Annotated in this window: 14 protein-coding genes; 10 read left to right on the top strand and 4 right to left on the bottom strand. The window is 55.2% G+C overall.

The window, feature by feature from the left end:
* Positions 1 to 22 precede the first annotated feature (22 nt).
* Positions 23 to 3,910, top strand: coding sequence for an Eco57I restriction-modification methylase domain-containing protein (locus HBOR_RS06385; protein ID WP_006054133.1), 3,888 nt, complete (start codon positions 23 to 25; stop codon positions 3,908 to 3,910).
* A gap of 5 nt (positions 3,911 to 3,915) precedes the next feature.
* On the opposite strand, the gene HBOR_RS06380 is transcribed toward HBOR_RS06385, so the two are convergent.
* Positions 3,916 to 4,458: a TATA-box-binding protein gene (locus HBOR_RS06380; RefSeq protein WP_006054132.1), complete on the bottom strand. Its 543-nt coding sequence runs from the start codon at positions 4,456 to 4,458 to the stop codon at positions 3,916 to 3,918.
* Between the two features lie 159 nt (positions 4,459 to 4,617).
* Between HBOR_RS06380 and HBOR_RS06375 the strand changes: the two genes are divergently transcribed.
* Complete coding sequence (locus HBOR_RS06375) at positions 4,618 to 8,124, top strand: helicase-related protein (RefSeq protein ID WP_006054131.1); 3,507 nt, start codon at positions 4,618 to 4,620, stop codon at positions 8,122 to 8,124.
* A 52-nt stretch (positions 8,125 to 8,176) separates the two neighbouring features.
* On the top strand, positions 8,177 to 8,527 hold the full coding sequence (locus HBOR_RS06370; protein ID WP_013440545.1) for a hypothetical protein: 351 nt from the start codon (positions 8,177 to 8,179) through the stop codon (positions 8,525 to 8,527).
* Positions 8,528 to 8,788: 261 nt separating this feature from the next.
* On the opposite strand, the gene HBOR_RS06365 is transcribed toward HBOR_RS06370, so the two are convergent.
* Positions 8,789 to 10,231 (bottom strand): ATP-binding protein, encoded by a 1,443-nt coding sequence (locus tag HBOR_RS06365; RefSeq protein WP_006054129.1) that lies wholly within the window; start codon positions 10,229 to 10,231, stop codon positions 8,789 to 8,791.
* 525 nt (positions 10,232 to 10,756) lie between these two features.
* On the opposite strand from HBOR_RS06365, the gene HBOR_RS06360 reads away from it, so the two are divergent.
* From HBOR_RS06360 to HBOR_RS06335, 6 genes are all read left to right on the top strand, one after another.
* Positions 10,757 to 11,827 (top strand): metallophosphoesterase, encoded by a 1,071-nt coding sequence (locus HBOR_RS06360; RefSeq protein ID WP_241432306.1) that lies wholly within the window; start codon positions 10,757 to 10,759, stop codon positions 11,825 to 11,827.
* 57 nt (positions 11,828 to 11,884) lie between these two features.
* Complete coding sequence (locus tag HBOR_RS06355; protein ID WP_006054127.1) at positions 11,885 to 12,127, top strand: hypothetical protein; 243 nt, start codon at positions 11,885 to 11,887, stop codon at positions 12,125 to 12,127.
* A 539-nt stretch (positions 12,128 to 12,666) separates the two neighbouring features.
* Positions 12,667 to 13,194 carry an HNH endonuclease gene (locus tag HBOR_RS20275; protein ID WP_241432305.1) on the top strand — a complete coding sequence of 176 codons (528 nt, stop codon included), beginning with the start codon at positions 12,667 to 12,669 and terminating at the stop codon, positions 13,192 to 13,194.
* A 64-nt stretch (positions 13,195 to 13,258) separates the two neighbouring features.
* The gene (locus HBOR_RS06345) at positions 13,259 to 14,134 is read left to right on the top strand and encodes a hypothetical protein (RefSeq protein WP_006054125.1); all 876 of its coding nucleotides are present in this window, start codon (positions 13,259 to 13,261) and stop codon (positions 14,132 to 14,134) included.
* A gap of 272 nt (positions 14,135 to 14,406) precedes the next feature.
* Positions 14,407 to 15,693 (top strand): metallophosphoesterase family protein, encoded by a 1,287-nt coding sequence (locus HBOR_RS06340; RefSeq protein ID WP_006054124.1) that lies wholly within the window; start codon positions 14,407 to 14,409, stop codon positions 15,691 to 15,693.
* Positions 15,686 to 19,246: an AAA family ATPase gene (locus HBOR_RS06335; RefSeq protein ID WP_006054123.1), complete on the top strand. Its 3,561-nt coding sequence runs from the start codon at positions 15,686 to 15,688 to the stop codon at positions 19,244 to 19,246. Before HBOR_RS06340 ends, HBOR_RS06335 begins: the two co-directional genes overlap by 8 nt.
* Positions 19,247 to 19,278: 32 nt before the next feature.
* On the opposite strand, the gene HBOR_RS06330 is transcribed toward HBOR_RS06335, so the two are convergent.
* Positions 19,279 to 20,046 carry a hypothetical protein gene (locus tag HBOR_RS06330; RefSeq protein WP_006054122.1) on the bottom strand — a complete coding sequence of 256 codons (768 nt, stop codon included), beginning with the start codon at positions 20,044 to 20,046 and terminating at the stop codon, positions 19,279 to 19,281.
* 255 nt (positions 20,047 to 20,301) lie between these two features.
* Between HBOR_RS06330 and HBOR_RS06325 the strand changes: the two genes are divergently transcribed.
* Positions 20,302 to 21,585, top strand: coding sequence for a restriction endonuclease (locus HBOR_RS06325; protein ID WP_241432304.1), 1,284 nt, complete (start codon positions 20,302 to 20,304; stop codon positions 21,583 to 21,585).
* 5 nt (positions 21,586 to 21,590) lie between these two features.
* On the opposite strand, the gene HBOR_RS06320 is transcribed toward HBOR_RS06325, so the two are convergent.
* A complete protein-coding gene (locus HBOR_RS06320) occupies positions 21,591 to 22,823 on the bottom strand; it encodes a hypothetical protein (RefSeq protein WP_006054120.1) in 1,233 nt (410 codons plus the stop codon).
* Positions 22,824 to 22,833 lie beyond the last annotated feature (10 nt).

The following is a 22,833-nucleotide window of genomic DNA, read 5'->3' as shown; positions in this document are numbered from 1 at the left end:
GCTCCTTCCAAATTCGATAACCATGTCTGAAGAACAAACCAAGGAGATTCGCCGGCGTTTAGACGAGGACCTCTCACTCGATGAGTTTGAGCGCGACTACCGATCTACAGGGGAGGCTGCGACTCAGTTCTTCCAAGACCTCTTCGTCCAGGTACTGAACTTCGAAGAGACGACGTCACCTCTGGGAGACGCCACCTGGCAGGACATTCCTGTTCACGAGTGGCCGAACACCGCTCGCGCAAACGCTGCTCGTCTCTTCGCTGAAGCAGGGAACTTTCGCGTAATCTACGTCGAGCTGGAGAAGCTGACCCGGACAGCCGAACGGAACGCTATCCAGAGCCTCACGCGGTCGGACCGAACAAGTGGGTGGGCCATCGACGGTTCCTTCCTGACTGTGTTCCATGCACCGGACGAGGACGTCTGGCACCTCGTCACTCCCTACGAGGAGGGCACCGACGACATCACGACTGGTCGCCCTGTGTTGCGGAGGTACACGCTCGGGGAAGGTGAGACCCACCGCACCGTCGCAAATGCGCTGTCAAATATGGACGCCAGCAAGGGTCGGCTGGCAGAGCGCATCGACGAGGCGTTCCGAGTCAAGCCAGTTACCGAGGACTTCTACGAGAACTACAAGAGCGCCTTCGACACGCTCAGTAAGGAACTTCGCCGGAAGGGACTGGAGATTGAGGACGCAGATCGGTACGCGCACACCACGCTCAACCGGTTGATGTTCTTCTACTACCTCCAGAAGAAGGGCTGGATCGGTGAGCGGAAGGACTTCGTCCGCTGGTTCCACCAGCAGTACGAGGAGTCCAACGAGGAGGACGTGTTCCACGAGAAGTGGCTCTCGGCGCTGTTCTTCGAGGGCATGAACAGCCCGGAAGGCGGAGAGATCGAAGCTAATCTCCCCTCCGACGTCGAGACAGCGATTTTGGGACTCCCCTACATGAATGGTGGACTCTTCCAGCCGACTGAAGAGGACGAGAGCAACACCTTCTTGTCTGACTCTGCGCTGAAGTCGGTGATCGAAGAGTTCCTCGAACAGTACAACTTCACCGTCACCGAGGAGAGCCCATACGACATCGACGTCGCCGTCGATCCGGCGATGCTCGGGAAGATCTACGAGTCCCTGATTGCCGAGCAGGAACGTGGTGAGGCAGGTATCTTCTACACGCCTCGTGTCGAGGTGGACCTGATGTGCCGGATGGCACTGTACGAGCAGTTCTGCGACCACGCCAACGATCTCGATGCTGAAGGGAAACAGCGGATTGTTGAGTTCATCTTCAGCGAGCCACAGGACTGGGACGCGGAAAGCAATGGGGAAACAGAGCAACTGGAGAACATACTCCACGAGCTTCGTATCGTTGATCCCGCCTGCGGTAGCGGTGCGTTCCTGGTGGGGATGAAGCAAGTGGTCACTGAACTGTACCGGAAGCTCGGTAAGACCCCGGACTATCATCTCAAAGAGCAGATCATTAACGAGAATCTGTACGGAGTCGATATCAAAGACTGGGCAGTCCGAGTTGCTGAGTTCCGGCTCTGGCTGTCGCTCGTCGAGGGTGAGGAGCAACTCCCAGACCAGCGCCCAGTGTTGCCCAACTTCTCGTTCAAGCTCAAGGTTGGAGACAGCCTGATTCAGAAGCTTGATGGAGAGTTCGTTTCACTGGATACCCTCACGCGAACGCTCGATGGGGATACTGCTGGCCTCCTCACAGAACTGAAAGAGCTGAAGCGCGAACACTTCGAAGGTGAGGCTGACCGAACTCAGGAGATCGAGGAGAAGCAGGTGGAACTCCTGAAAAACCATATTGATGGTCTAATCGACAACCTCTCTAAGGACGGTTCTCAGCAGACACTCTTCGGGGACACAAAGGACGACCAAACTGATGATGACGTTGAGGAGCGGATTGAAGAGCTCAAAGAGACTCGTAACGCGATTGATGAGGCCGGTGCTGCTGGGTTCTTCATGTGGGATATCGACTTCTCAGACGTGATGGTCGAAGGGGGATTCGACATTGTCATCGGTAATCCACCGTACGTTCGTCAAGAGGACATCATTGACCAAGGGATTCACCCAGAACGTCTTGACAAGATGGATGATGGTGAAGTCAAGAAATTAAAGAAAGAATACAAGAATGACCTCGTCCAATATGTCGAAGAAACATTTGATATCAGCGCCTACAAGCGAAGCGACATCTATGTCTATTTCTATTTCAAAGGTCTGGAAGTCCTTCGAGAAAATGGGACGCTCTCATACATCACCTCTAATTCCTGGCTTGACATCGGGTACGGAAAACGCCTTCAACAGGCTCTATTAGAAAAAGCAAGTCTCTCTACGGTGATGGGGAACATCAGCGAGAAAGCATTCGAAGATGCTGACGTAAATGCCTACATCACGATGGCAAATAAGAGCCAGAATGGTATTCTTGCTGGTGAGACAAAGTTCACGAGAATCAATTGTCCCTATGTTGACCTCAACTACGCGACCGCCTTCAAGTCAATCTTCACTACGAATGAAGCAGATACTGAAGAGCTATTATTTAATGAAGAGCCAGCAAGGGTATATGAAGAGGGAGATATCCGAACACTCGCGTTTTCCCATGCGGGCCTGTGGCGACTCGGGGGAGGTTCTACCCGAGATCTGGATGACGATTCTGGACCTGTTTACTCGGAAGAATCCGGTTTGGGGGCAACCAAGGCTATAGCGAGCCACGATCAATCTCAAAATCTGGAACTACCGACTGGTTCCTATAGCATGGGTCTATGGGGACGGTTTGTCGATGCGCCAACTCTCTACTTTGAGATCTGGCGGGACGCTGGCGATCAATTCACGACTATCCGCGATCTAACAAACGATGGAGGCGATCTAACTCGCGGAGTCACGAGCGGTGCGAACAAGTATTTCTTTGTTCCACGACCTGGCGAGGACAACAAGTACTTCTCAGCAGACTATGACAATGACACCGGGGAACTTGTTCTCACGCACAAGGATAGTAATCGAACGGCTCGGATTGAACCCGAATACTGGATGCGGCCGATAAAAGAGATTCCGAAGGACTACCGGGACCAGTTTGATTGCCTTCATCAAACAGAGGAAGGGACTGATATGATTCCCAATCTTGTGCTAGTAAAGAATCGGGAAATCAAAACTAGCCCGATTGAGCCGGCCCACCTGAGTAGCGTTTGGATTCGGATTGGTGATGACAAAGTAACGCTTGAGCAGGACGGAAAGAATGCGCTAGACTACGTTGAGCTTGGAGAGGCGGAAATTTGGGGCCAAGATTCTGATAAGAGCCTTTCCTCACGAACTACATTCAATAGTCGAGACCCGTGGTATAAGCAGCCCACCGTGTCTGATCCCTATATTCTACTAACTCGCTACGTGAACGCAAAGTACCAGTTCCATTTTAATCCGTGCGCATTCCCAGTGGCAGATAACTTCTACTATCTCTCTGCCTCCGAGGAGTTCGATCCAGCCTATCTTGCTGGTTACCTCAACTCGACGCTTGGCTGGTTTATGGCTGAAATCTCCAGTCGAAGCTGGACAAACGCTCTCAAGTTCGATAAGACGGAGTTTATGGAGCTTCCAGTTGTGGACGCCAAGGAGCAAACACAGTCTACTGTCGGTGAGGCCGTTGAGAATCTAATGGAACGTGATCTTGAGGACGTCTTTGTAGAGTTAGGTGGGTACAACCCAGATGATGTGACGCTTGAGAGTGTGAAGGAGGACCGAGTTGATCTCGACACCCCCATCTTTGATGAGTTAGATCTCACCGAAAAGCAGCGGGAACGTCTTTACAAAGAGATGGTTACTCTTGTCCGAGACCGCCTTATGCGGCAGCCCGATGAGAATCCATCGTTATGCGAGACAATCGCTGAACACAACTCGCAATACGACTACTCTCGCTAATCGTTTTAGAAACTATCTTCGAGAGCATCGAGCAAGGATTTGAGGACTGAACGGGCGACTTCTTGTTTGGCTGTACCGACTACCAACACCTTTCCACTTGAAAAAATCAGAAGAGTTGCCTCATGCTTTGGTGGTCGGTATACAAGGCCTGGAAACTGTTCGGGTTCATACTCTGTGTACTCTAAACCAAGGTGGACGGCGAGTATTTCCAGCTCCAATCCTTGATGCACATCATGCATAAAAACAGCTGTCTTCTCCTCAAACTCAACTTCACCAGTCTCAAAATCGATGTTAGACAATATTTCGAGCAGTTGGTCTACTGCATCATTCAACCCATCGTGTCCTAATGCTCCACGAATTTGAAACGAACCAGTCCGATATATGCTGAAGGCAGGACTATTGTCACCGAATTTTACGGTCACAATCCCCGGGCTTTGAAAATTCGCCTCTAAACTTTCACCAACTTCATCTCGAAGCTCTTCAACAAGAGTTTCCAGGTCTACCTCCTTGCCCAATGAGCCACTCCCCATGATACTTACAATCTTCATTACTCTCGAACCCTACTGGCTAAGACATATGCTCGTCGTGATACGATGAAACATTTTTGAGGTGGGTAGTTCCAGTGTAGTGTATGTCTCCGTCATTCTCACTCACAGTTCGTGATACTCGGCCTATAAACGGTGCTTTCTCCCGAGAAGATATGAACTATGAGTAACGACAATTCAATCGGGATCATCGACAACCGTCGCTACTCCCATCTTGACGAGGTTCTGAAGTCAGGGCTCAAAAGCGAGGGAGTTGACCGAATTCGGATCGCTGTCGGGTACCTCTATATGAGTGGCCTGAAGCGACTCCGTCCAGAGCTGGATGAATTCCTCGACGATGGTGGGACACTCCAGGTTCTGATGGGGAATCCTGATCAGCAAGGGTTGGATGAACTCATAGAGGCCCATCAGAATCTTCGTCTCACTGGCACGAAATTCAGACAATCACAGAACGTCAAGTGGAGTGAACGCACAGAGATTCGTGCGGAAACTGCGGACAATTACTCACACCAACTCCTCTACGAAGATCCCACTGCGGAAAATCAAGCGTTCTTCACGAAACTAATCGACTGGCTGGAACAGGGACGTATCCAGCCGAAGCTCTATCTTCAAGAACGGTTCCATGCGAAGGCGTATCTCTTCGAGAAGAACGAAGGGGACATCTTCACCCCCAAGGATGTCGGCGTCGTCGGCTCGTCGAACCTCAGCCTCAGTGGTCTTCACAGTAATACGGAACTCAATGCTCCAGTCTACAATGAGAAGGTTACCCAACTGAAGGACTGGTTCGATGATTTGTGGGACGACGCCGTTGAATTCGACGCCGATCTTCTGGATGCGTTTGAAGACTCGTGGGTGTCGAACAACCCTGGGAACGTCTCAACGGACGACGAGCCACCGGCACTTCCGGGTGAGTCACTTCCAGACGATACGGTAGAGACACTCCGAGGGGTCAGTGCGGGTACTGGGCTCCCTGCACCGTACTTGGTGTACGCGAAGATCCTCTACGAACTCTACAAAGAGACGTTGGAGACTGCTGAGGACTACCTACAGTCGTTCGACGTGTATGAAGACCTCTACGAGTTCCAGCAGTGGGCGGTAAATCGTGGCATCCGGATCGCCAACAAGTACGACGGGGTTCTAGTCTCTGACGTCGTCGGGATGGGGAAGACGTTTGTTGGCCTCGGGCTCCTCGAACACTTCCACGCGCGGAATCGCCTCCGTGGGAACAAGGGAAAGATGCTGATCATCTCGCCGAAACATCTCCAGCCGATGTGGGAGCGGATGGTCAACAAGCAGTACAACTTCAACGCGGAGGTGATCAGTCTGGGGATGGTGTCGAAGGAGGATTTCCACGAGACGCTGCTTGAAGAGCACGACGACGCGTCAGTATGTCTCGTCGACGAGGCGCACCACTTCCGGAACGACGATACGCATCGGTACAACAATCTGCAGGCGTTTCTGCCGACGGTCAATCAGACGATTCTCTTGACGGCGACGCCGTATACGAAGAGTGCGTGGGACGTGTATAATCAGATCAAGCTGTTCCACATTGAGGACCTCACGCAGATTCCGATTACGCCGCCGAACCTCTATGACTTCACGAAGATGGCGGAGAACGATGAGACAGACCTCTCGAATCTTCTGAGTCACGTGATGGTGCGTCGGACTCGCCAAGACATCATCGACCAATACGGCGAAGAAGACGAGGAGGGTCAAGTGTACCTCCAGATGGGCGGGGAACGTCGGTATCTCCCGGATCGGCACTTACAGACGGTCGATTACAATCTCCACGAGACGTATTCGACCGCGGACGGCGTCAATGATTCACTGTACGATGCGATTGTGGAGACGCTGGAAGACCTCACGTTCGCTCGGTACTCGCTGGGGCAGGAAGATTACCTGAAGACGGGGTACGCGAATCAGGACCCGTATCAGAACCTCTCCTCGATGGGGAGGAGCATTCGTGGGTTGATGAAGTCCAACCTTCTGAAGCGGTTGGAAAGCAGTGTCCATGCATTCTACACGTCGCTTACCCGGATGCTTCGGAGCTACCGGATGTTCCGTGACCTTCTCGACGAAGGGACGGTTGCTGTCGGGAGCGACGTCTCCGAGCTCATCAACAGTGGGGAGCAGATCGACTACATCCTTGATGAGATCGACGAGATGGTTGAAGAAGGAGAGTACGCCGCTTACCAAACGGAGGCCTTCCATCTTGAAGAGTTGAAGCGTGATCTTGAGACCGATATCCAACTCTTGGCTGACCTGCAAGACACGCTGGAACCGTTCCATCAGGACATCCAAGATGACTACGCGATGGATGACAAGGTTGAGCAGCTCCGGCAGCTTCTCGGGAATCTCCGTATTGGGTCTCATGAGATTCTCCAGCGCGGTGACCGCGCTGAGAAGCTGATTGTGTTCACGCAGTTCACAGACACGGTAAAGTATCTCGAAGCTGCGTTTGAGCAGTTCCAGGATCGGGGACTGCTCTCTGATGATATTCGATTTGCGAGTGCGACCAGTGATACCTCGAACGTCGAGAAGATCATTCAGCGCTTCGCTCCAGAGGCGAATGATGCACGAGACAAAATCGACCCGAGTGACGAGATTGACGTGTTATTTGCAACCGACGTAGCAGGGGAGGGTGTCAATCTTCAGGATGCGAATTTAGTTATCAACTACGACCTCCACTGGAATCCTCTCCGTCTAATTCAGCGGATTGGTCGTGTTGACCGTCTCGGAAGCGGGCACGAAGATATCTATGCGCTCAATTTCCTGCCGGAAACGGAACTTGAAGAGGAACTCGGCATCGTTGACCGCGTCGAGTCCCGCGTCCAAGAGATCAGTAACGTCCTAGGTGAAGACGGGGAGATCCTGAGCCCGGAAGACAACGTGAACCGGTCGTACATGGAGGACATCTACGCCGAGGAAGACATCGAGAAGGTCGAAGACGACGTGAACGAGATCATCGGAAGCGACGACCTCATCGGTCCCGCGAGTAGCCTCCAGGACCTCAAACAGGAGTACCCGGATCTCCTCAGTTGGTTGGATGACCGCGACGGAATTCGAAGTGCGATGGAGTGGGATCGAGAGTACGACGGCGTCGTCATTGTCTACCGGCAAGGAGACTACACGACTCCGTACCTCGTGACGTTCCCAGGCGAAGGAGGGCAAGACCTCGCCTCACAAGAGAAGGACACCATCGTCGAAACCATCACGTGTCCTGTCGATGAGCCAGTCGCGTCCGTTGACGCAGAGACGTTCGACAGTCGCTACGAACGAGCGGTGCAAGTGGCACGGACGGAGTTCGGCGATGACATGGGGAAGCGCCGTCAGTTCCAGCGAGAAGCTCGCCAGGGTGCGAGTATCGACCGAGACTACGTGGTTGACGAACTTGGAGAAGTCGCGGCGTCTGTAGAAAACACCGATCAACAACGGACGCTGGCACAGTTTCAAGATATCGTTGAGACTGTATCGGCAGACCAGATCCTCAACGAATTCAGGGATCTCCGTAACGAGGACGTTACGGGTGAAGAGCTGGTAGCCGCCGTCCGGGAGATCATCTCTCGGTACAATCTGCAAGAGAAATACGAAGAGCGGCAGGAGTGGGCGGAAGAGCAGGAAGAGCCTCCGCACGTCGTCGCGGGGATGTACTTGAAGGGCCGAGAGTAGACCACAGCGCACCGCGCTGAGGTTCAAATACGATTACGCGCAACTTGGGTGTGTGAGTCAGTTAGAGCAACTTCCCACGACCGATTCTGGGCACGTAGTGAAGCGACACGCAATCGACTGGCTGAGTGGTCTTGATGAGGCTTCTGAACAAGAGATTCGAGAGTCAGTCATCGAGAAACCGAACGGCTTCACGGGGAGCAAATACGCAACCGAGATATCTGACATTCGAGTCACGGGAGCCCCCGAGTTCGTTGAAGCAGTCGGAAGCCTGTTCAAACCGCTCTTAGAGTTCGAAGGAGAAGAGACACGGCTTGAGATCAATCTGCAACGGACCGAAGATCGGGACACTGGAGAATTGACTGATAACTACGCGCTTTATCTGTCTGTAGCCGAACGGGGGTAGGAAACAGCATTCTCGTTCGGTTCAAGCGCTTAATCGTTGATGTGAAGTGATCCCATCTTCCGACCGGGTTCATAGATCTCCTTAGAATATGTGCATCAACGCACAGGAGGTTCAATAAAGCCATCTTGGTAGGTTTTAGGACGGAGCGTACCGCAGTCGCTCTTTGCTCACGGAAGTCACCACGGTCAAACAGCGCCGTTACTAACTACTCCGCGAGGAGTTCCAACCGTGTCAGTTAATCAGATTGGGTCTGTAGCGGTGCTATTCGTCCGGTTCTGGTTCCCGTTGTTTTCCGGGAAACACAGGATCGCTGTCTGCCTGTCCGGCCGCTCCGATCAATTCAGCACTGACAGCACCAGCGATGTCTGCCAGCATCTCTCTGTGGAGTAGCTCGCCTCCATGAGCGAACGCGACGATGTCTACCAGACTGCGAAGAAACGACTGGGTATCGTACGTCAGGAGATCTCTGTGGACGATAATCAGTTCATCGTCGTGTTCGCAGGTCACCATCCTTGATGGATCTGTTGCCCGCAGCGACTCGGAAACTTTCGCTTCCCACTCCTCACCCGGTAGTGCAACCCACGAGAACGCGGCGTGCCGCAACTCCCACGTCTCCAGTTCCTCATCGGTGAGATCTGCCTCGTCGATGAACTCGTAGCTGAACGACTCTCTGAACTCCTCACGATATTCTTCGGCCCCACGGATCGGGTCGCCGTTGACGTCAGTGGTGTCCTCGATATCCGGCTTGATTCGGTCCGGGATAGTAACGATCTCATAGCCGTCTGAGCGAGCATTGTCGAACAAGTTCTGGCTACGATGCTGCTCGTCATGTGTCGCCACCACGACATCCCGTTCCGCGTTCAGGATCTTGACCGCGTGGACTTGCACCGGTTTCCAGTCTAACTCGTCGTGGGTCTCACCCGTTACGAACTCGTTCAAATCATCGACTAGCCGCGATGCCACAGTTTCTGATTCACAGGCTTGCAGGATTTTCTTCACTCGTGTTGAGTACGCTGTCCGCCCTACGTTCGACCGCTCACGATTCAGTGCGTCGTTGATTTTCTTCGTCGTGTTCGTGATATTGTAGCTAAACAGGAAGTTCGGCTCTGATGCTACTCGAAGTCCGCTCACGAACACCGACGCCTCCTCGGTGTCAGAGACTTTGTACACGTCCCCAAACCGGGTTTGTTCCAGTAGTTCTGCGTCAGTGTAATCAATGAAGTTCTGCTTTGCCGCCTCAATATCCTCGTCCGTGATTCCATCCAGCACAACCTCTGTACCTTCAATGTCTTTCTCCGGTGGGTGGATTTCAACGTGAAGTGTCTCAATTTCCTCGAATCCGTGTTTCGGGGCTTCCTTTACCGTGAACGTGTTGTGCGGTGAATGAATCGTAATGTCGATGCCGTGCCGGTGACAGGTCGCAATTGCGTCCTTGATCCCGACGCCGAACTTCCCGATCACCTTGTCAGGGTTGTTTAGCTTCTCTTCGTCTTCGGCCTGGGTGAGATGCTCGTACCGGAATCCGCGTCCATAGTCTCGGATATGCCATGCGCCGGCCTCGCTATAGATATCTGGATCATCCGTGTCCGTGAGGGCGGCTTCGTCAAGGGCATTCGCAATGATTTCGCGTGCTGCGTCTGCTGGTCCCCACGCCTCAAGGACTTCCTCCATATTCAAGTCGAATTCTCGCGTTGACGTTGACATACAAATTTGGTCGCTATACAGTCAGATAATACTAATTATAGAACGGACGTCTGAATCGCAATGTGATGAAGCAGCTTTATTGAAGCCCTCATCACGTCTGGCGAGTTGCTGAGAAGGCAACTTCTCACCTAATTCGCAACCCCTTGCGGGAAGAGCCGCTCTTCTGCAAATCACTATTTCAAGAGGTCCAGGATAGCCCGTTTTGATTGGTTATTGAGAATTGAGGGGAGGCGTGGAGAGAAATTGCTATCACTTGGCAAAATTGAGGTACTGTATACGATGGGTTCTGGGAATGAGTTGACTGAGTTATACGATTCTCTTTCTGTTCTGTATGGGTCTCTGCCTACGGGGGTGGATTCGGAGTGGAAGTTGGCGTTGCGGTCCGTGCTGTACGGTGATGAGTTGCTGGCTGATGAGGCGTCGTGTTACGGGGCGCAGCAGAAGAGGCGGAATTTGGGGAAGCGGAAGGATTACGCGCGGCGACATGGGAATGGGGAGCGGGTAACGGAGTTTTCGGCGATTACGGTGGCGGAGCCGCGAGAGGAGGATCGCCGGTATGTGCCGACCGGGGCGAGGTTACCGGTTGCGCCGGAGTCCGGAGAAGTGCTTCCGGTAAACGTCTCGTCTGCGGAGGTTGATTGGGCGATCTCGCTGCTGGCTGAATTCCCAGCGGAACCTGCGGCTGATCGGCCTGATGACGGGGTTGACGTGTTGCTTGATCGAGAGCGAGTTCGTCGGGCGGGGGACCGGGCGGGACTGGGGGGACGTGGTGAATCGACGAGTGTGTTGTTCGTGAGTGATACGCATCTCGGGTACGAGAATCGTGCGGAGACCGGGAGTGGGAAGACAGTACCGTGGATTGACGAGATTGATAGTCGGGATACGATTCGACGGATTCGAACGATTGCGATGGAGCGTGACGTTGATGCGGTGATTCACACCGGGGATGTGCTGGATCACGAGGTGGACGCGGTGACACTCGACGCTGCTGAGTCGAGTTTGCGTGACTTGGCTCTCAGTGATATCCCAGTGTACTGTATTCTCGGGACACACGATCACAACGCGGCGATTCCGTACTATTCGAACTCTGTAGATGGGATTGCATGGCTGAAAGACCAGGTTCGAAACGAGTACCTCATCGAGTTATCGGCCAGCCCGACGTCGGTTGCTGGCGGTCCGCTTGACGCATACGGGGTCTCAGCGGAGAACGTTGGACTCGACGATGTCGGAAAGTACGAGTCGCTGGGGTGGCGTCCGTCGGAGATTGCCTTCGGTGCGGCGTCGCCGGGACCGAATGTGCTGTGTCTCCACGATGGCGTGACGCCGTACCGGAATCGTTCGACTGCGGATGTCAATCTCGACGAGTTGCTCGCGCAGTCACGCGTCTCGTTCGACTGTGTGCTAGTGGGCGATGAGCACCGGCCTAAGTACGATGACTTCGAGAACGGGTATTCGTTCGAGACGGAAGATGGAACGCCGGTGTTATACACGGGACCGGCCGTACGCGTCGGGCCGGCGTACCGAGATCATGAGGCGTTTGTGACGGAACTCTCAATTTCTGCTGCGGGAGTGACACCGACCCGGCACCCGCTCTAACTACGAGCAGTCGTAGATACCAAGTGCTGATAACCATCGCTGTCGTCTGGTCCGATAATGCAGCGCTTCTCTGAGGGTGATCGCGTCCGGGTCGATATTCCTGATGAGACGGATCCTGATCATCAGGTGTATCACGGGGAGCACGGCCGGGTCGTTTCAGTTTTGAGTGATGATGCGGATTCGCTCACCGCTGACGAGCGGGATGGTCAGATCTACCGGGTTGCATTTGATTCAGGTGAGGAAGTCGATTTCCGGTGGCGTGACTTGCGGCCACCAATTGAGGACTCCTCACAAGCATAGCCTTCGACAACTCTCGGCCAGCCTCGGAGTTAATCTCTCCTGGGGAAAGGATCATCATCCGGCTCTGTCACTGTTTGTTCATGCCTCCAGATCGGCTCCGTAGTATCGTTCCGATGTTTGGTGGGGGGACACGATATGTCGAGACATTGGATGCGGTTCTCGACTTCGTTGGAGCGCATCAGCCGACGTCGGATGAACTCGTTGGGTGGCACCGTGGTTCGTTCCAGAACGTTTCTAGTCGGGATTCGATTATGCGGCGGGTGAGTTATTTACAGCAGGTCGGGTTTCTCCGCCAGGTAAACGATCACTGGGAGCTTGGTGGTGCTGGTCGGGAGTACGTTGAGCAGGGTGATGTGGCGACGCTGCTGCGAATTATGTGTGATCGGAACGTCGGGCTGAGGAGTCTCATGTATGCGTTGGCTGCTGGCCCGATGACGCTTGCAGAGGTGAGTGAGCAGCAGCTCGATACGCATCCGGAGTTAGGGTGGAGCCGTGGCGAGACGGATATGGCGAAGCAGAGGGTGAATTGGCTGCGGAGTATGGGACTCGTTGAGAAGCGCGGCGACGAGTACGCGTTGACAGATAACGGCCTACAGTTCGTTGAGAGCGCGGTGGAGGTGTGGGCTGATTCGGACTGGACACCGTCGGTGAGCGATACCGAGATGCGTGCTGGGACGTACGAAACGACGGTCCATGCACGGTCGGTCGATCCGGAGTTCCGTGCGACCGTGTTGTCTCGGCACGACCGTACGTGTCCGATTTCCGGGGTGGATCATCCCGGTCTGTTGGACGTGGCCCATGTCTTGTCGTGGAATGACTACCCGGAATACCGGGCCGATTTATCGAACGTACTGGCTCTTAGTAAGACGCATCACGCGGCGTTCGACCGGGAGCTATTCACTATCGATCAGGACTACCGGCTGTGCGTGAATCCGAGCTTCGAGACCCAAAGTGATGTGCTCCAACGGACGATTCTCGACCGTGCAGGAGAACGGATCTCGATTCCAGAGGAGAGTTTGAACCCGCAGTACGTTGCGCAGCACAATGCGGCGCTTGAGTGGGTGTGAGTGAGCCACATATTTAGTAGCGGTAAATTATTCAAAAAGCCATCAAATGTCGAGATAGACCCTCATGAGAAACCGTATTCAGTATGCTCTGCTCGTGTTCCTCGGCCTGTTCATATTCATCTTGGTCGTAGTTTCGGGTTACTTAGTGTTTCAATGGTCGAATCTAACGCTCAATTCTCGGGTATCCGTCGCTGCCTCGCTCGTAGGAGTTCTCGGTACGCTCGTGTTAGCAACTGCGACGGTGTGGACTGCTCTTCAGAACCAGGTACTGGTTGATGAACGGGTGAAAGAAGCGGAGAAGCCGATAATCCGGGAGGAATTGGAAGAGATTCTTATCCCGTACCATGAGGTTGTGCGGAATAATATAGAGGCGGTTGAAGGCTCATCTGTGATCGACTGGGGCAGCTATTCGCCGCGGAAGAGCCTAGCTTTTGATGGGATGCATACTTCGAAATCCGAACCCGTCTCGCTGCTGCAGACGGACGACGTGCATCTCTACACTCGACTTGAACGGGATGCACCACGCCTGTGGAAGATGATACAGACGCATGACTACCTCCTCAACGAAATCGCCGATCTCGGGGGTCAAATTAACAGCTTGCTTGAGCCCGCTGTGAAGCGATACCTCGAAGACCACAGTTTGTTGAGCGAGTTCGATGAAGGAGGGATTCGGACACTCAATGGTGCCATTTTCAAGCAAATCGATCAATATAGCGATCAACACGAACACGCGGAAATTTGGTCAGAACACCAGGACGAGTTGTGTCGTATCCTTGATGAGGTGGCGGCTGACGAGTACGAAGAACTACAAGAGGAAATCGACCGGTATCGGACGCACTGTGAGGAGTTATCCGAAGAGTTGGTAGAACGGCGGGTCAGCCTCCAAAACGAATATTCGATCCCCGTAGAGGACGAGGAAAAGCCAGTTGAATTCGTGTAGATCAGAGCTTCGAAACACAGAGCGACGTACTCCAATGCACGATTATGGACCATGCAGGAGAACGAATCTCAATTCCCGATGATGGTTTGAAGCCGCAGTATGTTGCGCAGCACAATGCGGTGCTTGAGTGGGTGTGAGTCAATTTGTAGCTGAACGGAAGCTTGGTCGCACGAAGTGGATCGATGTCAAGACGATGGCGTTTGCCGAAATTCCTCGACTGCTCTCAGATCGACCGCCGGGCTTATGTTAATATCTTCTTATTTGATTGTTAGATGGCATCAGTAGAGGTTCTGTGTGTAGCAGATATTCATATTGGGCGTCGTCCAAGCCGGCTCCCTGACCGGTTCGATCCGGCCGATTTTTCTCCCCGTACAATCTGGGCTAATCTCGCGGAGTCGGCTGTTACTCAGGGAGTTGATGCGGTCGTCGTTGCGGGTGACCTGGTTGACCAGGAGAACCGGTATGCGGAAGCGTTCGGTGCCGTTGAGTCCGTGGCGACCAGACTTGCAGAGGCTGGTATTCCCCTCATTGCTGTCGCTGGGAACCACGACGCCGACGTACTCCCGGACTTGGCTGAGGCAATCGAGCATCTGCAGTTGCTCGGTCGGGATGGGTCGTGGGAGCGAACAGCCTTGACCGACGCCGATGGTGAGCCGTGCCTTCACGTGGACGGGTGGTCGTTCCCTGGCCGGTACTACCACGAGAATCCGTTGGATGCGTATGATTTGGTTGATGAGGGCGTTCCGCGTCTCGGCGTCGTCCACGCAGACGTTAGTGGGGAGGATCGGTACGCCCCGGTCGCTGTGGATGACTTGGCGACGAGTGGGCATTCGGCGTGGGTTCTTGGCCACCTCCACGTTCCAGGGCTCCGTCACGAGAACCCGCCAGTTCTCTATCCGGGGTCGCTTCAACCGTTGGATCCGAGTGAGACTAGCGGTCACGGTGCGTGGCTTGTCTCGGTCGAGAGCGATGGGACAGTAGAGACGGAGCCGCTGAGGTCGGCGACACTGCAGTACGAGGAGGTCGTTGTCTCGACGGAACCTGACCACGGATTCCACGACGTCGTCGATGCTACTCACGAGCAGTTACGTGAGACAGCCACGAAGTGCGGCTCCGAAACCGAGCTCCTTGCGGTCACCGTAACGGTTGCAGGACGAACGGATGCGGACACTGATCTGCGCAGCCGACGCGGGGAGCTTGAACAGATTGAGCTCACGGACGGCGGGACGGCAGTGCGTGTTCTCGACGTGACTGTCGATACGAAACCGTCGATTGAGCTCGCTGAACGCGCTGGCGACGATGACCCGGTCGGATACTTGGCCGGGTTGCTGCGTGCCCTTGACGATGACGAACCGCTGGATCCGTACCGGGACGTCATAGAGGCTGCTCATACGAGTGTCCGCGAGACCCACGACTCGAATGCGTATCGGGAGCTCAAGAGCCACGACGAGACGTACACTCGCCCGACGGAAGCTGAAACGAAGGAAGTACTCCGGCGACAAGCTCGGCAACTCGTCGACGTGTTCGTTGAGCAGCAGGGGGTGCCCGCAGATGAGTGAGCCGGCCCCGACTGACGGTGACCAGACCGATTCCGACCGCGTCACTGGAGAGGGTCGAGAAACCCCGGTCGCAATTAACGCTGTTACCCTTGACCGTGCGCCTGGGTTTGAGACGGCTGGATTCTCGCTTGATGGGTTTTCGCCGGGAGTCAACGTTGTCTACGGCGCGAATGCGGCTGGTAAATCGACGCTGGCAGAGGCGATCCGATGGTCCTTATGGCCGGATGAAGCCCCGTCGTCGGCGACTGTTCGGACTGACCTTACCTACGATGGGGAATTGCGGCGGATCGAACTGCACGGTGGCGTCAGTGAGCACTTTCGTGATGGCGAACCCGCTGATGCGATCCCGGTGCCGTCGTTGGATGGTGGTCGTCGGTACGCATTGTCGTTGCACGACATGTTGCAAGAGGAAACGGACGACGGCGAGTTTGCAAGCGTCATTCAGCGTGAGTCGACTGGCGGGTTCAATATCGACGCAGTCCGTAGTGAGTTCGACCTGACTGACGGGGCCAGTCCCGCCACACGAGGAATTAGTGCTACGAAAGAGGCGGCGGCGGCTATCGATAAGGTCGAGGAACTGCGGCGGGACGCGCCGGATTTGGAGGCAGAACGAACTCGTCTCAGTCAACTCGAAGGGGACCTCGCGGCCGCCGCCGATGCGAGTGAGCGCGTTGATCTGCTTGAGACGGCGATTCAGTACCGGGAGGCGCAGGATGCCTATGACCAGCGGGTCGATGAGGTAACATCGTTCCCGGATGAGTTGGCGTCGTTCGATGGTGATGAACTGGACCAGCTCGACGATCTTGACGAGCAGATAGCGCAACAGAAACGCGTTGAGCAGGAGGCCGCGGTGAAATACCGTGAGGCCGCGGACAAACTGGCTGGCACGGAACTACCTGAGGACGGGGTTGCCGATGGGGTGTTGCAGACGCTTCGAGGGTACCGAGATGACCTCGATGATGCTGAAGATAATCGTGATCGTTTGCAGCGTGAAGTAGCTGATGCAGAAGCCAAGCGCAGTGAGGTACGGGAGAAGATTCCCCTGGACCTTGACGGTGAGACCCTCCGCGAGGTCGACACGGACGATCTTGCTGAGCTTCGTTCGTTCGTTTCGAAGGTAGCGGAAGTCGACGGGAAGGGACAGGTCGAGGCTGCTATCGATGAGTGGCTCGCCGGGGAGTCGAAGGAATCAGCGGATCGTGGAACGCTCGAAAGCGGGCGGAATGCGCTTGAGAACTGGCTCGCAGCCCCGCCAGAACAAGCTCCTGACGACACGGGTAGTCGAGGCCCTGTAGTAGCGGCCATCACAGCAGGGATCTTGACGGCGCTGTCAGGCGTCGTGATCGCGCTCACAGTCAATCCGGCTGGTGGCCTGCTGACACTCTTCGGACTCGCTCTCGCTGGCTACGCGGTGCTCTCCGCGAGGAGTGACGATACTGGCACGGACAACACTGCCAGGGCGACCCATGCGGAGACATTCCGGCAGACTGGGCTTCCAGAGCCAGATTCGTGGGAACCTGACGGAGTCAGGGACCGGGTAGCTGATCTTCGTGAGCGACTGCGGGTCATCGAAGTGGACGAGCAGGAGGCGCAGAAGCGGGATGAGCTCCGTGCACAGTTTGACATCGATGACATCAGAGATGAACTGGAGACGGCGCGTGATCGTCTTCAGAATCGGTTCGATACCGAGGTCAACGACGACATTGAACTGGCAGTAACGGTCGAGCGTGTTGAGCGCTGGCAGGCTGCTGACGAGACTGTTGTCGGGAAACAGGCGGCACTACAGGAAGCCAACGATCAGGTCAAGACGTATCGGGAGCAGTTCTGCGCGACGATTGAGCCCTACACGACTGATGCGTACTCCTACACGGTCGAAACGAGTGCGGATGCGACGGCTGCTGTTGAGAGTCTCGAACAGCGACAGCGTGACTACGAGAATGCGACGCAGCGACTCGAAGAGGTCGATGGGAGTGTCGCTGTGGCCCACGAGGAACTCGACCGGTACAGGGCCGACCGAGAGGAATTATTCACCGAGCGTGGCTTGGAGCCTGGCGACCGGGAGCGGCTTGCAACACTGTGTGAGCAATACTCGGAGTACGAAGCAGCCGTTGAGGCGAAAGGTACTGCGGAGACTACACTTGAGAATCGCCGTTCAGATCTTCGTGAACACGATGCTTACGAGGAAGAGATCGAAGAGCGAGACAGAGACGACTTAGAGCGAGAGTTAGACGAAAAACGGGAGATTGCGAACCAGTACGACGAGTTGTTACAGGAGAAAACGACGCTGGAGAAGGAGATCGAGGATGCGAAGGCGTCGACGGAGATTGCTGACGCTGTTCAAGAACGAGGTGAAGCCTTGCGAGGTCTTGAGGAAGCGCTCGAAGCGGACGTGGCCGACGCGGTCACGGATACACTCCTTGAGTTCGTCGAGGCGGAGACGGTTTCCAGCAATCAGGAGCCGGTGTTTCAGCGGGCGGATGATCTCTTGCGGCGGATTACTGACGGACAGTTTGAGCTCAGACTGGATGACGGGACGTTCAGGGCGTTCGATACGGGAGAACAGCGGCGCGTTGACCTGAACGATTTGTCCAGTGGGACGCGAGTGCAGGTCCTGCTCGCGGTTCGGGTTGCTTTCGTCGAACACAGAGAGCAAGAGACTGCGCCCCCGTTGTTGCTTGACGAGACGCTGGCACCGTTCGATGACCAACGCGCTGAAACGGTTCTTGACACCGTGATTGACCTGGCCCGGGAAGGGAGGCAAGTATTCTACTTCACGGCCCGGCACGACGAACGCGCACGGTGGGAAACTCGTCTCGAAGAGTCGGATGTTGAGTACAGTCTCCAGCAATTGACGGCGAGCGACGGGCACGACCCAGTCGCGGAGCCGCCGGCAGTTGAGACGGCCGGTTCGATCAACGTCCCTGCCCCGGACGGCGACGATCACTGGTCGTACCGTGAGCGACTAGGCGTGCCAACGTTCGACCCACGACAAGGAGCGGCGTCGGCACCGCTCTGGTACGTGACTGAGGAGCCGGAAGTCTTGTACCGACTGCGGTGTGCAGGAATCGAGCGCTGGGGGCATCTCCGGTCGTTGCTGGAGATCGGTGCCGTTGATGGCCTCCTGTCGCAGTCGGCCCGGAAGCAAGTCCGCCGACACGGTGCGGCATTAGAATCGTTCGTTGAGGCGTACACAGTTGGGCGCGGGAAGGCAGTTGACCGCAGTGTCTTGGAAGCCAGTGGTGCCGTCAGCAATACGTTCATCGACAAGGTAAGCGAGCTGGCAGACAGAGTCGACGGAGATCCAGAAGAGATCCTCGATGCACTGCCGGATGTCAGCCACTTCCGCCAAGATAAAATCGAGGAACTCCAGGAGTACTTCCGGCAAGAGAACTATCTTGATCCGCGCCCAACGCGACCGGACGAACAAATTCGGTCAACGATGGTTGACACGTACTGTCAGCACGGACTCGAACCATCCACGGCAGCAACGGCCGCAGATAGACTCCTTGATCGGATTTCAGCAGCGCCCGACCCGATTGAGAAATCAGACTGAGCGCATCCTCGGTTCAGGACTATCCCGTTATCCTAAGTATTGGGATGATGGGAGGAATACGCGTCAGACGATGTCGGTGGCGGGCCGGCGGTAGGTATCATCGAGATTGGGACCTCCGAGGGTGGTGTAAAGGTTGATGAGGTCCGCGACGTGCTAAGGCAGTAGTCTTTGAGGAGTTGTGTGAGTTCGCGGTGGACGCTGGTATGTTCAATGCCGGCTTCGACGTTTTGAACGTATTTGTCGCCGAGGACTTGCCCGATGTGCTTGCCTTGGACAGCTTTCCCATCTATTCCGGAGAGATAGTTGTCGGGGAAGTCGTAGTCGTCGTACCAGACGCTGTCGTTGTCGATCCCAGCAAGGTCGTAGACCTTCCAGTCAGGAAGGATGTGCTGGTCGTCCCATAGCTCGGCTTCGTACTCATCGGCAGCTGCGAGCGCGACATCAACGTGGTTCTCGAACAAGGCCTCTGTGCGTGTCAAGAAGTCTCGGTTAGCACTATCGTCGATGTTGCAGGCCCAGTTCAGCAAGTGCGTGCCGTCGAACCAGGTGCCGTTATACGTGAGGAGACGATCTACGCTGCGGTCATCACACCAGTCGAGTAGGCGCTCGTAGAGGTCAATCGTATACTGGTCGTCCCAGTCGCCGCTCCGGAACAACACTTCGGTTTCTGGTGTGTCGTTCAGGTCGTCAGCGTACGCGAGGCTGACAGCGAAGAGTTCGAAGTACTGGGTGTCGTTCGAGTTGTCGGGCGGCTCTTCGAACGGGCTGGCGGTTTCAATGTCGATGACAAGTGTGCCCATCTTAACAGACCTCAGGCGTAAGGCGCGTGGGACAGAGGGATGTTTGTTGTGGACGCTAGTCCTGAATTCGATGCTTCATTGATGGACAATTCCGGCATACGTACCAGAATCCAGACCCCAGAGTGACCAATAGAATCCTTGTTTACCCCTATGATTTTTCTCCTGACCGAGTAGTTATTCATTTACTTACGAATGACGGGGATAGCCATTATTACAGCTGGACGTGAGGATGCCTATCAGGATTATCTGCAGTCTGTGAAGGGAGGGCATGACCCAGCGGAGTTTGCGGAACATCTTTCTGATGCCGAAGTTGAGGCCGTTACTGATTCGGAGTCGGAGAAGGTGCATCTTTGGGGGACGTCAGTTGATTCGAAGTGGCAGTTCGTGGAGGGTGGTGACATCGCGTTAATTTACCGGGATGGGCGGTACATTGCGCAGGCCACTGTTGTTCGAACACGGGATGATCTTGACCTGGCTGAGCATCTCTGGCGTACTGAGGGGAATCCGTGGGACCCTGAAAGTCCGTGGCGGTATTTGGTGTTCTTGACCGGTGTGGCGGAGATTGATGTGGATGTCCAGTCGTTCAACGAGCTTGTTGGGTACCAAGATAATTACATCCCGCAGGGATTCAGTCGGGTGTCCGATGCGCGTATCCGAGATGTAGAGGATGCGTACGAGTCCGTTGAAACCGCAGTTAATGAGTTAACGGGGAGTGGTGTCCGGGTTCATGAGTTCGATGAGGACTCGTTGCAGGAGGAGTCTGAAGAAGAACAGGAACTCGGTCTGGGAGAGCGTATCGTTGCGGCGAGTCGGGATGGTGACCAGTATGAGGAGTTGGAAGAGCTTGTCGCTAAGGCGTTCTCTCGGTTGGGGTTTGAGGCACGGTGGATAGAAGGTGGGGACGATACGGATGTCGAGGTTACCGCACCGATTCATGCGGTCGTTGAAGTGAAGGCACGAAGCAGTGGAACGCTGGCATCGCCAGATGCAACGCGAATCCAAGGGCATAAAGAGCGACATTCGGCCGACCAAGCGATTGTAGTTGCACCTGGCTTCACCCCGGCAGCAATTGAAGATGCGGACCGGCAAGGAATCGTCCTCCTTGCAACCGATCACCTCAAGGCGCTCTTAGAACGGCGAGATACCTACGGGATTCCGCCGGAAGCACTCTCAACATATCTTACTGAGCAGGGTGCATTCCAAGATGACCGGCTTGATCAGATCGATGATGAACTACGGACTCGTCTTGGTGGGACTGAGGATTTGCTTGCCGTGATGGAAGCGCTTCAACGAGCAGACCCAGAGGAAGGAACCGCTGACCGGCTCCGTTTGATTTTGAAAGGCATGTACAATGAGGAGCGGGTTCCGGACCAGCACGTCATTGAACAGTCGCTCAACCTGTTGGCTCACCCAAGCATCCAACTGGCAGAGTACGAGGAGGAGCAGTACCAACCGACAACAACTAAGGAGAATGCAGAAGTCCTGCTCCGACGGTTCGGGAACCTCATCACAGAGGCCAGTAAGTCAGGCGAAGAGTGAGCCAATCAGAGTCCGACCGCTTGATTTAGCTCCCAATTGTTCGATAGGACCTCGTCTTTGTCATCGGTTCCGCCTGCCGTGAGCAGTCCAATATGTCGGAGGTGGTACTTGAACTGGAAGTGAATGCCGGACTTGTACACAGTCGGATCCGTAAGCACTGATTCGTCGATGTCGCCATCGGCGGTGAGCACGTCTTCACGCCTAGATTGGGTGAAGAATACTTCCACGGCGAGTGGTTGGTTGATGCGGCAGGCTTCTCGGACGACGGTGTCGATGGTGGCGGGTTTGATGCCGTGTTGGTGGAGGCGTTCGAGTGCTTCGATGATGAGTTGCGTTGGCTCGTACTGGATGGCGACTGAGCGGGCGAGTTGCGCCCACCGAGGAGCAAGGTCGGTGAACGGTGTTGAACGGCCTTTCCACGAGGCGAATTCGTCGAGTGCAGCATCGACAGTCCCGTGGTGGCTGCGGGCGAAGCGGACGACTTCTGCACCGAGATGCGTGAGTGTCTCTCCGTGAGGCTGATTGTCAACGAGACCGAGAAGGATTGCGCCGCGACGGCCACCTGATACGCTGTTGATTACGTGCTCGGAGTAAACGTCAGGGGTGCCGCCATCTGCCGCGAGGGCGAGTGCGTAGCCGAGGTAGTTCTTCGGGTGATTGACTGGGAAGCTGCCTTCGGTGAGTTGGTGCGTTGTGGCTTGGAACCGGATCGCGTCGATAGTGGTGGAGAAGTCGCCGACACCGGTGACGCGAGCTGGTTCGATGAGCATTGCGTCGTGCGGGCTTTCGACGCCGATGACGCCGATGTTGAGGTCCCGAGCTAGTGCCCGTGCCTGGTCGGTGATGCTTTGGATGGGGGCAGCGACGTACCCGATGTTGACTTCGGATAAGTGACCGTGCGCCTGGTTGATGCCGGTTCGGACATCAGCAGCACTCGGATCGCTATTGTGGCCTTTCGCTTCGATTACCGTGACCGGTGTTGTTGTGGCATCGGCGTTCAGGACTTCGAGAGCAGGCATCCCAACGCCGAGGAGATCAGGTTCCCCGTCCGTGAGTCGAATGGTGTTGTACGGCGCGAGGCGACGACGGAGATCGTCAGGAATCTCCCATCCACCCCAAGAGGATTTCGTGAACTGCGTTTCTGTGACAGCGTAATGGTCTGTGTTCGTGTCGAGATCAGGGTAGAGAGTGTCCTTCGCGGCAGCGAGAACGGTGGGTTCAGTGAGTGTAGCTGCCATTATTATCGCT

It is taken from the genome of Halogeometricum borinquense DSM 11551 (assembly GCF_000172995.2).
GTDB lineage: Archaea > Halobacteriota > Halobacteria > Halobacteriales > Haloferacaceae > Halogeometricum > Halogeometricum borinquense.
This window is presented reverse-complemented; position numbering and strand designations above follow the sequence as displayed.

Excerpts from the sequence above, each read along its gene's own strand:
- HBOR_RS06365 (WP_006054129.1), bottom strand. The coding sequence starts at position 10,231 with ATGTCAACGTCAACGCGAGAATTCGACTTGAATATGGAGGAAGTCCTT.
- HBOR_RS06345 (WP_006054125.1), top strand. The coding sequence starts at position 13,259 with ATGAGAAACCGTATTCAGTATGCTCTGCTCGTGTTCCTCGGCCTGTTC.
- HBOR_RS06320 (WP_006054120.1), bottom strand. The coding sequence starts at position 22,823 with ATGGCAGCTACACTCACTGAACCCACCGTTCTCGCTGCCGCGAAGGAC.
- HBOR_RS06335 (WP_006054123.1), top strand. The coding sequence starts at position 15,686 with ATGAGTGAGCCGGCCCCGACTGACGGTGACCAGACCGATTCCGACCGC.
- HBOR_RS20275 (WP_241432305.1), top strand. The coding sequence starts at position 12,667 with ATGGGACTCGTTGAGAAGCGCGGCGACGAGTACGCGTTGACAGATAAC.
- HBOR_RS06375 (WP_006054131.1), top strand. The coding sequence starts at position 4,618 with ATGAGTAACGACAATTCAATCGGGATCATCGACAACCGTCGCTACTCC.
- HBOR_RS06380 (WP_006054132.1), bottom strand. The coding sequence starts at position 4,458 with ATGAAGATTGTAAGTATCATGGGGAGTGGCTCATTGGGCAAGGAGGTA.
- HBOR_RS06355 (WP_006054127.1), top strand. The coding sequence starts at position 11,885 with ATGCAGCGCTTCTCTGAGGGTGATCGCGTCCGGGTCGATATTCCTGAT.
- HBOR_RS06385 (WP_006054133.1), top strand. The coding sequence starts at position 23 with ATGTCTGAAGAACAAACCAAGGAGATTCGCCGGCGTTTAGACGAGGAC.
- HBOR_RS06340 (WP_006054124.1), top strand. The coding sequence starts at position 14,407 with ATGGCATCAGTAGAGGTTCTGTGTGTAGCAGATATTCATATTGGGCGT.
- HBOR_RS06330 (WP_006054122.1), bottom strand. The coding sequence starts at position 20,046 with ATGGGCACACTTGTCATCGACATTGAAACCGCCAGCCCGTTCGAAGAG.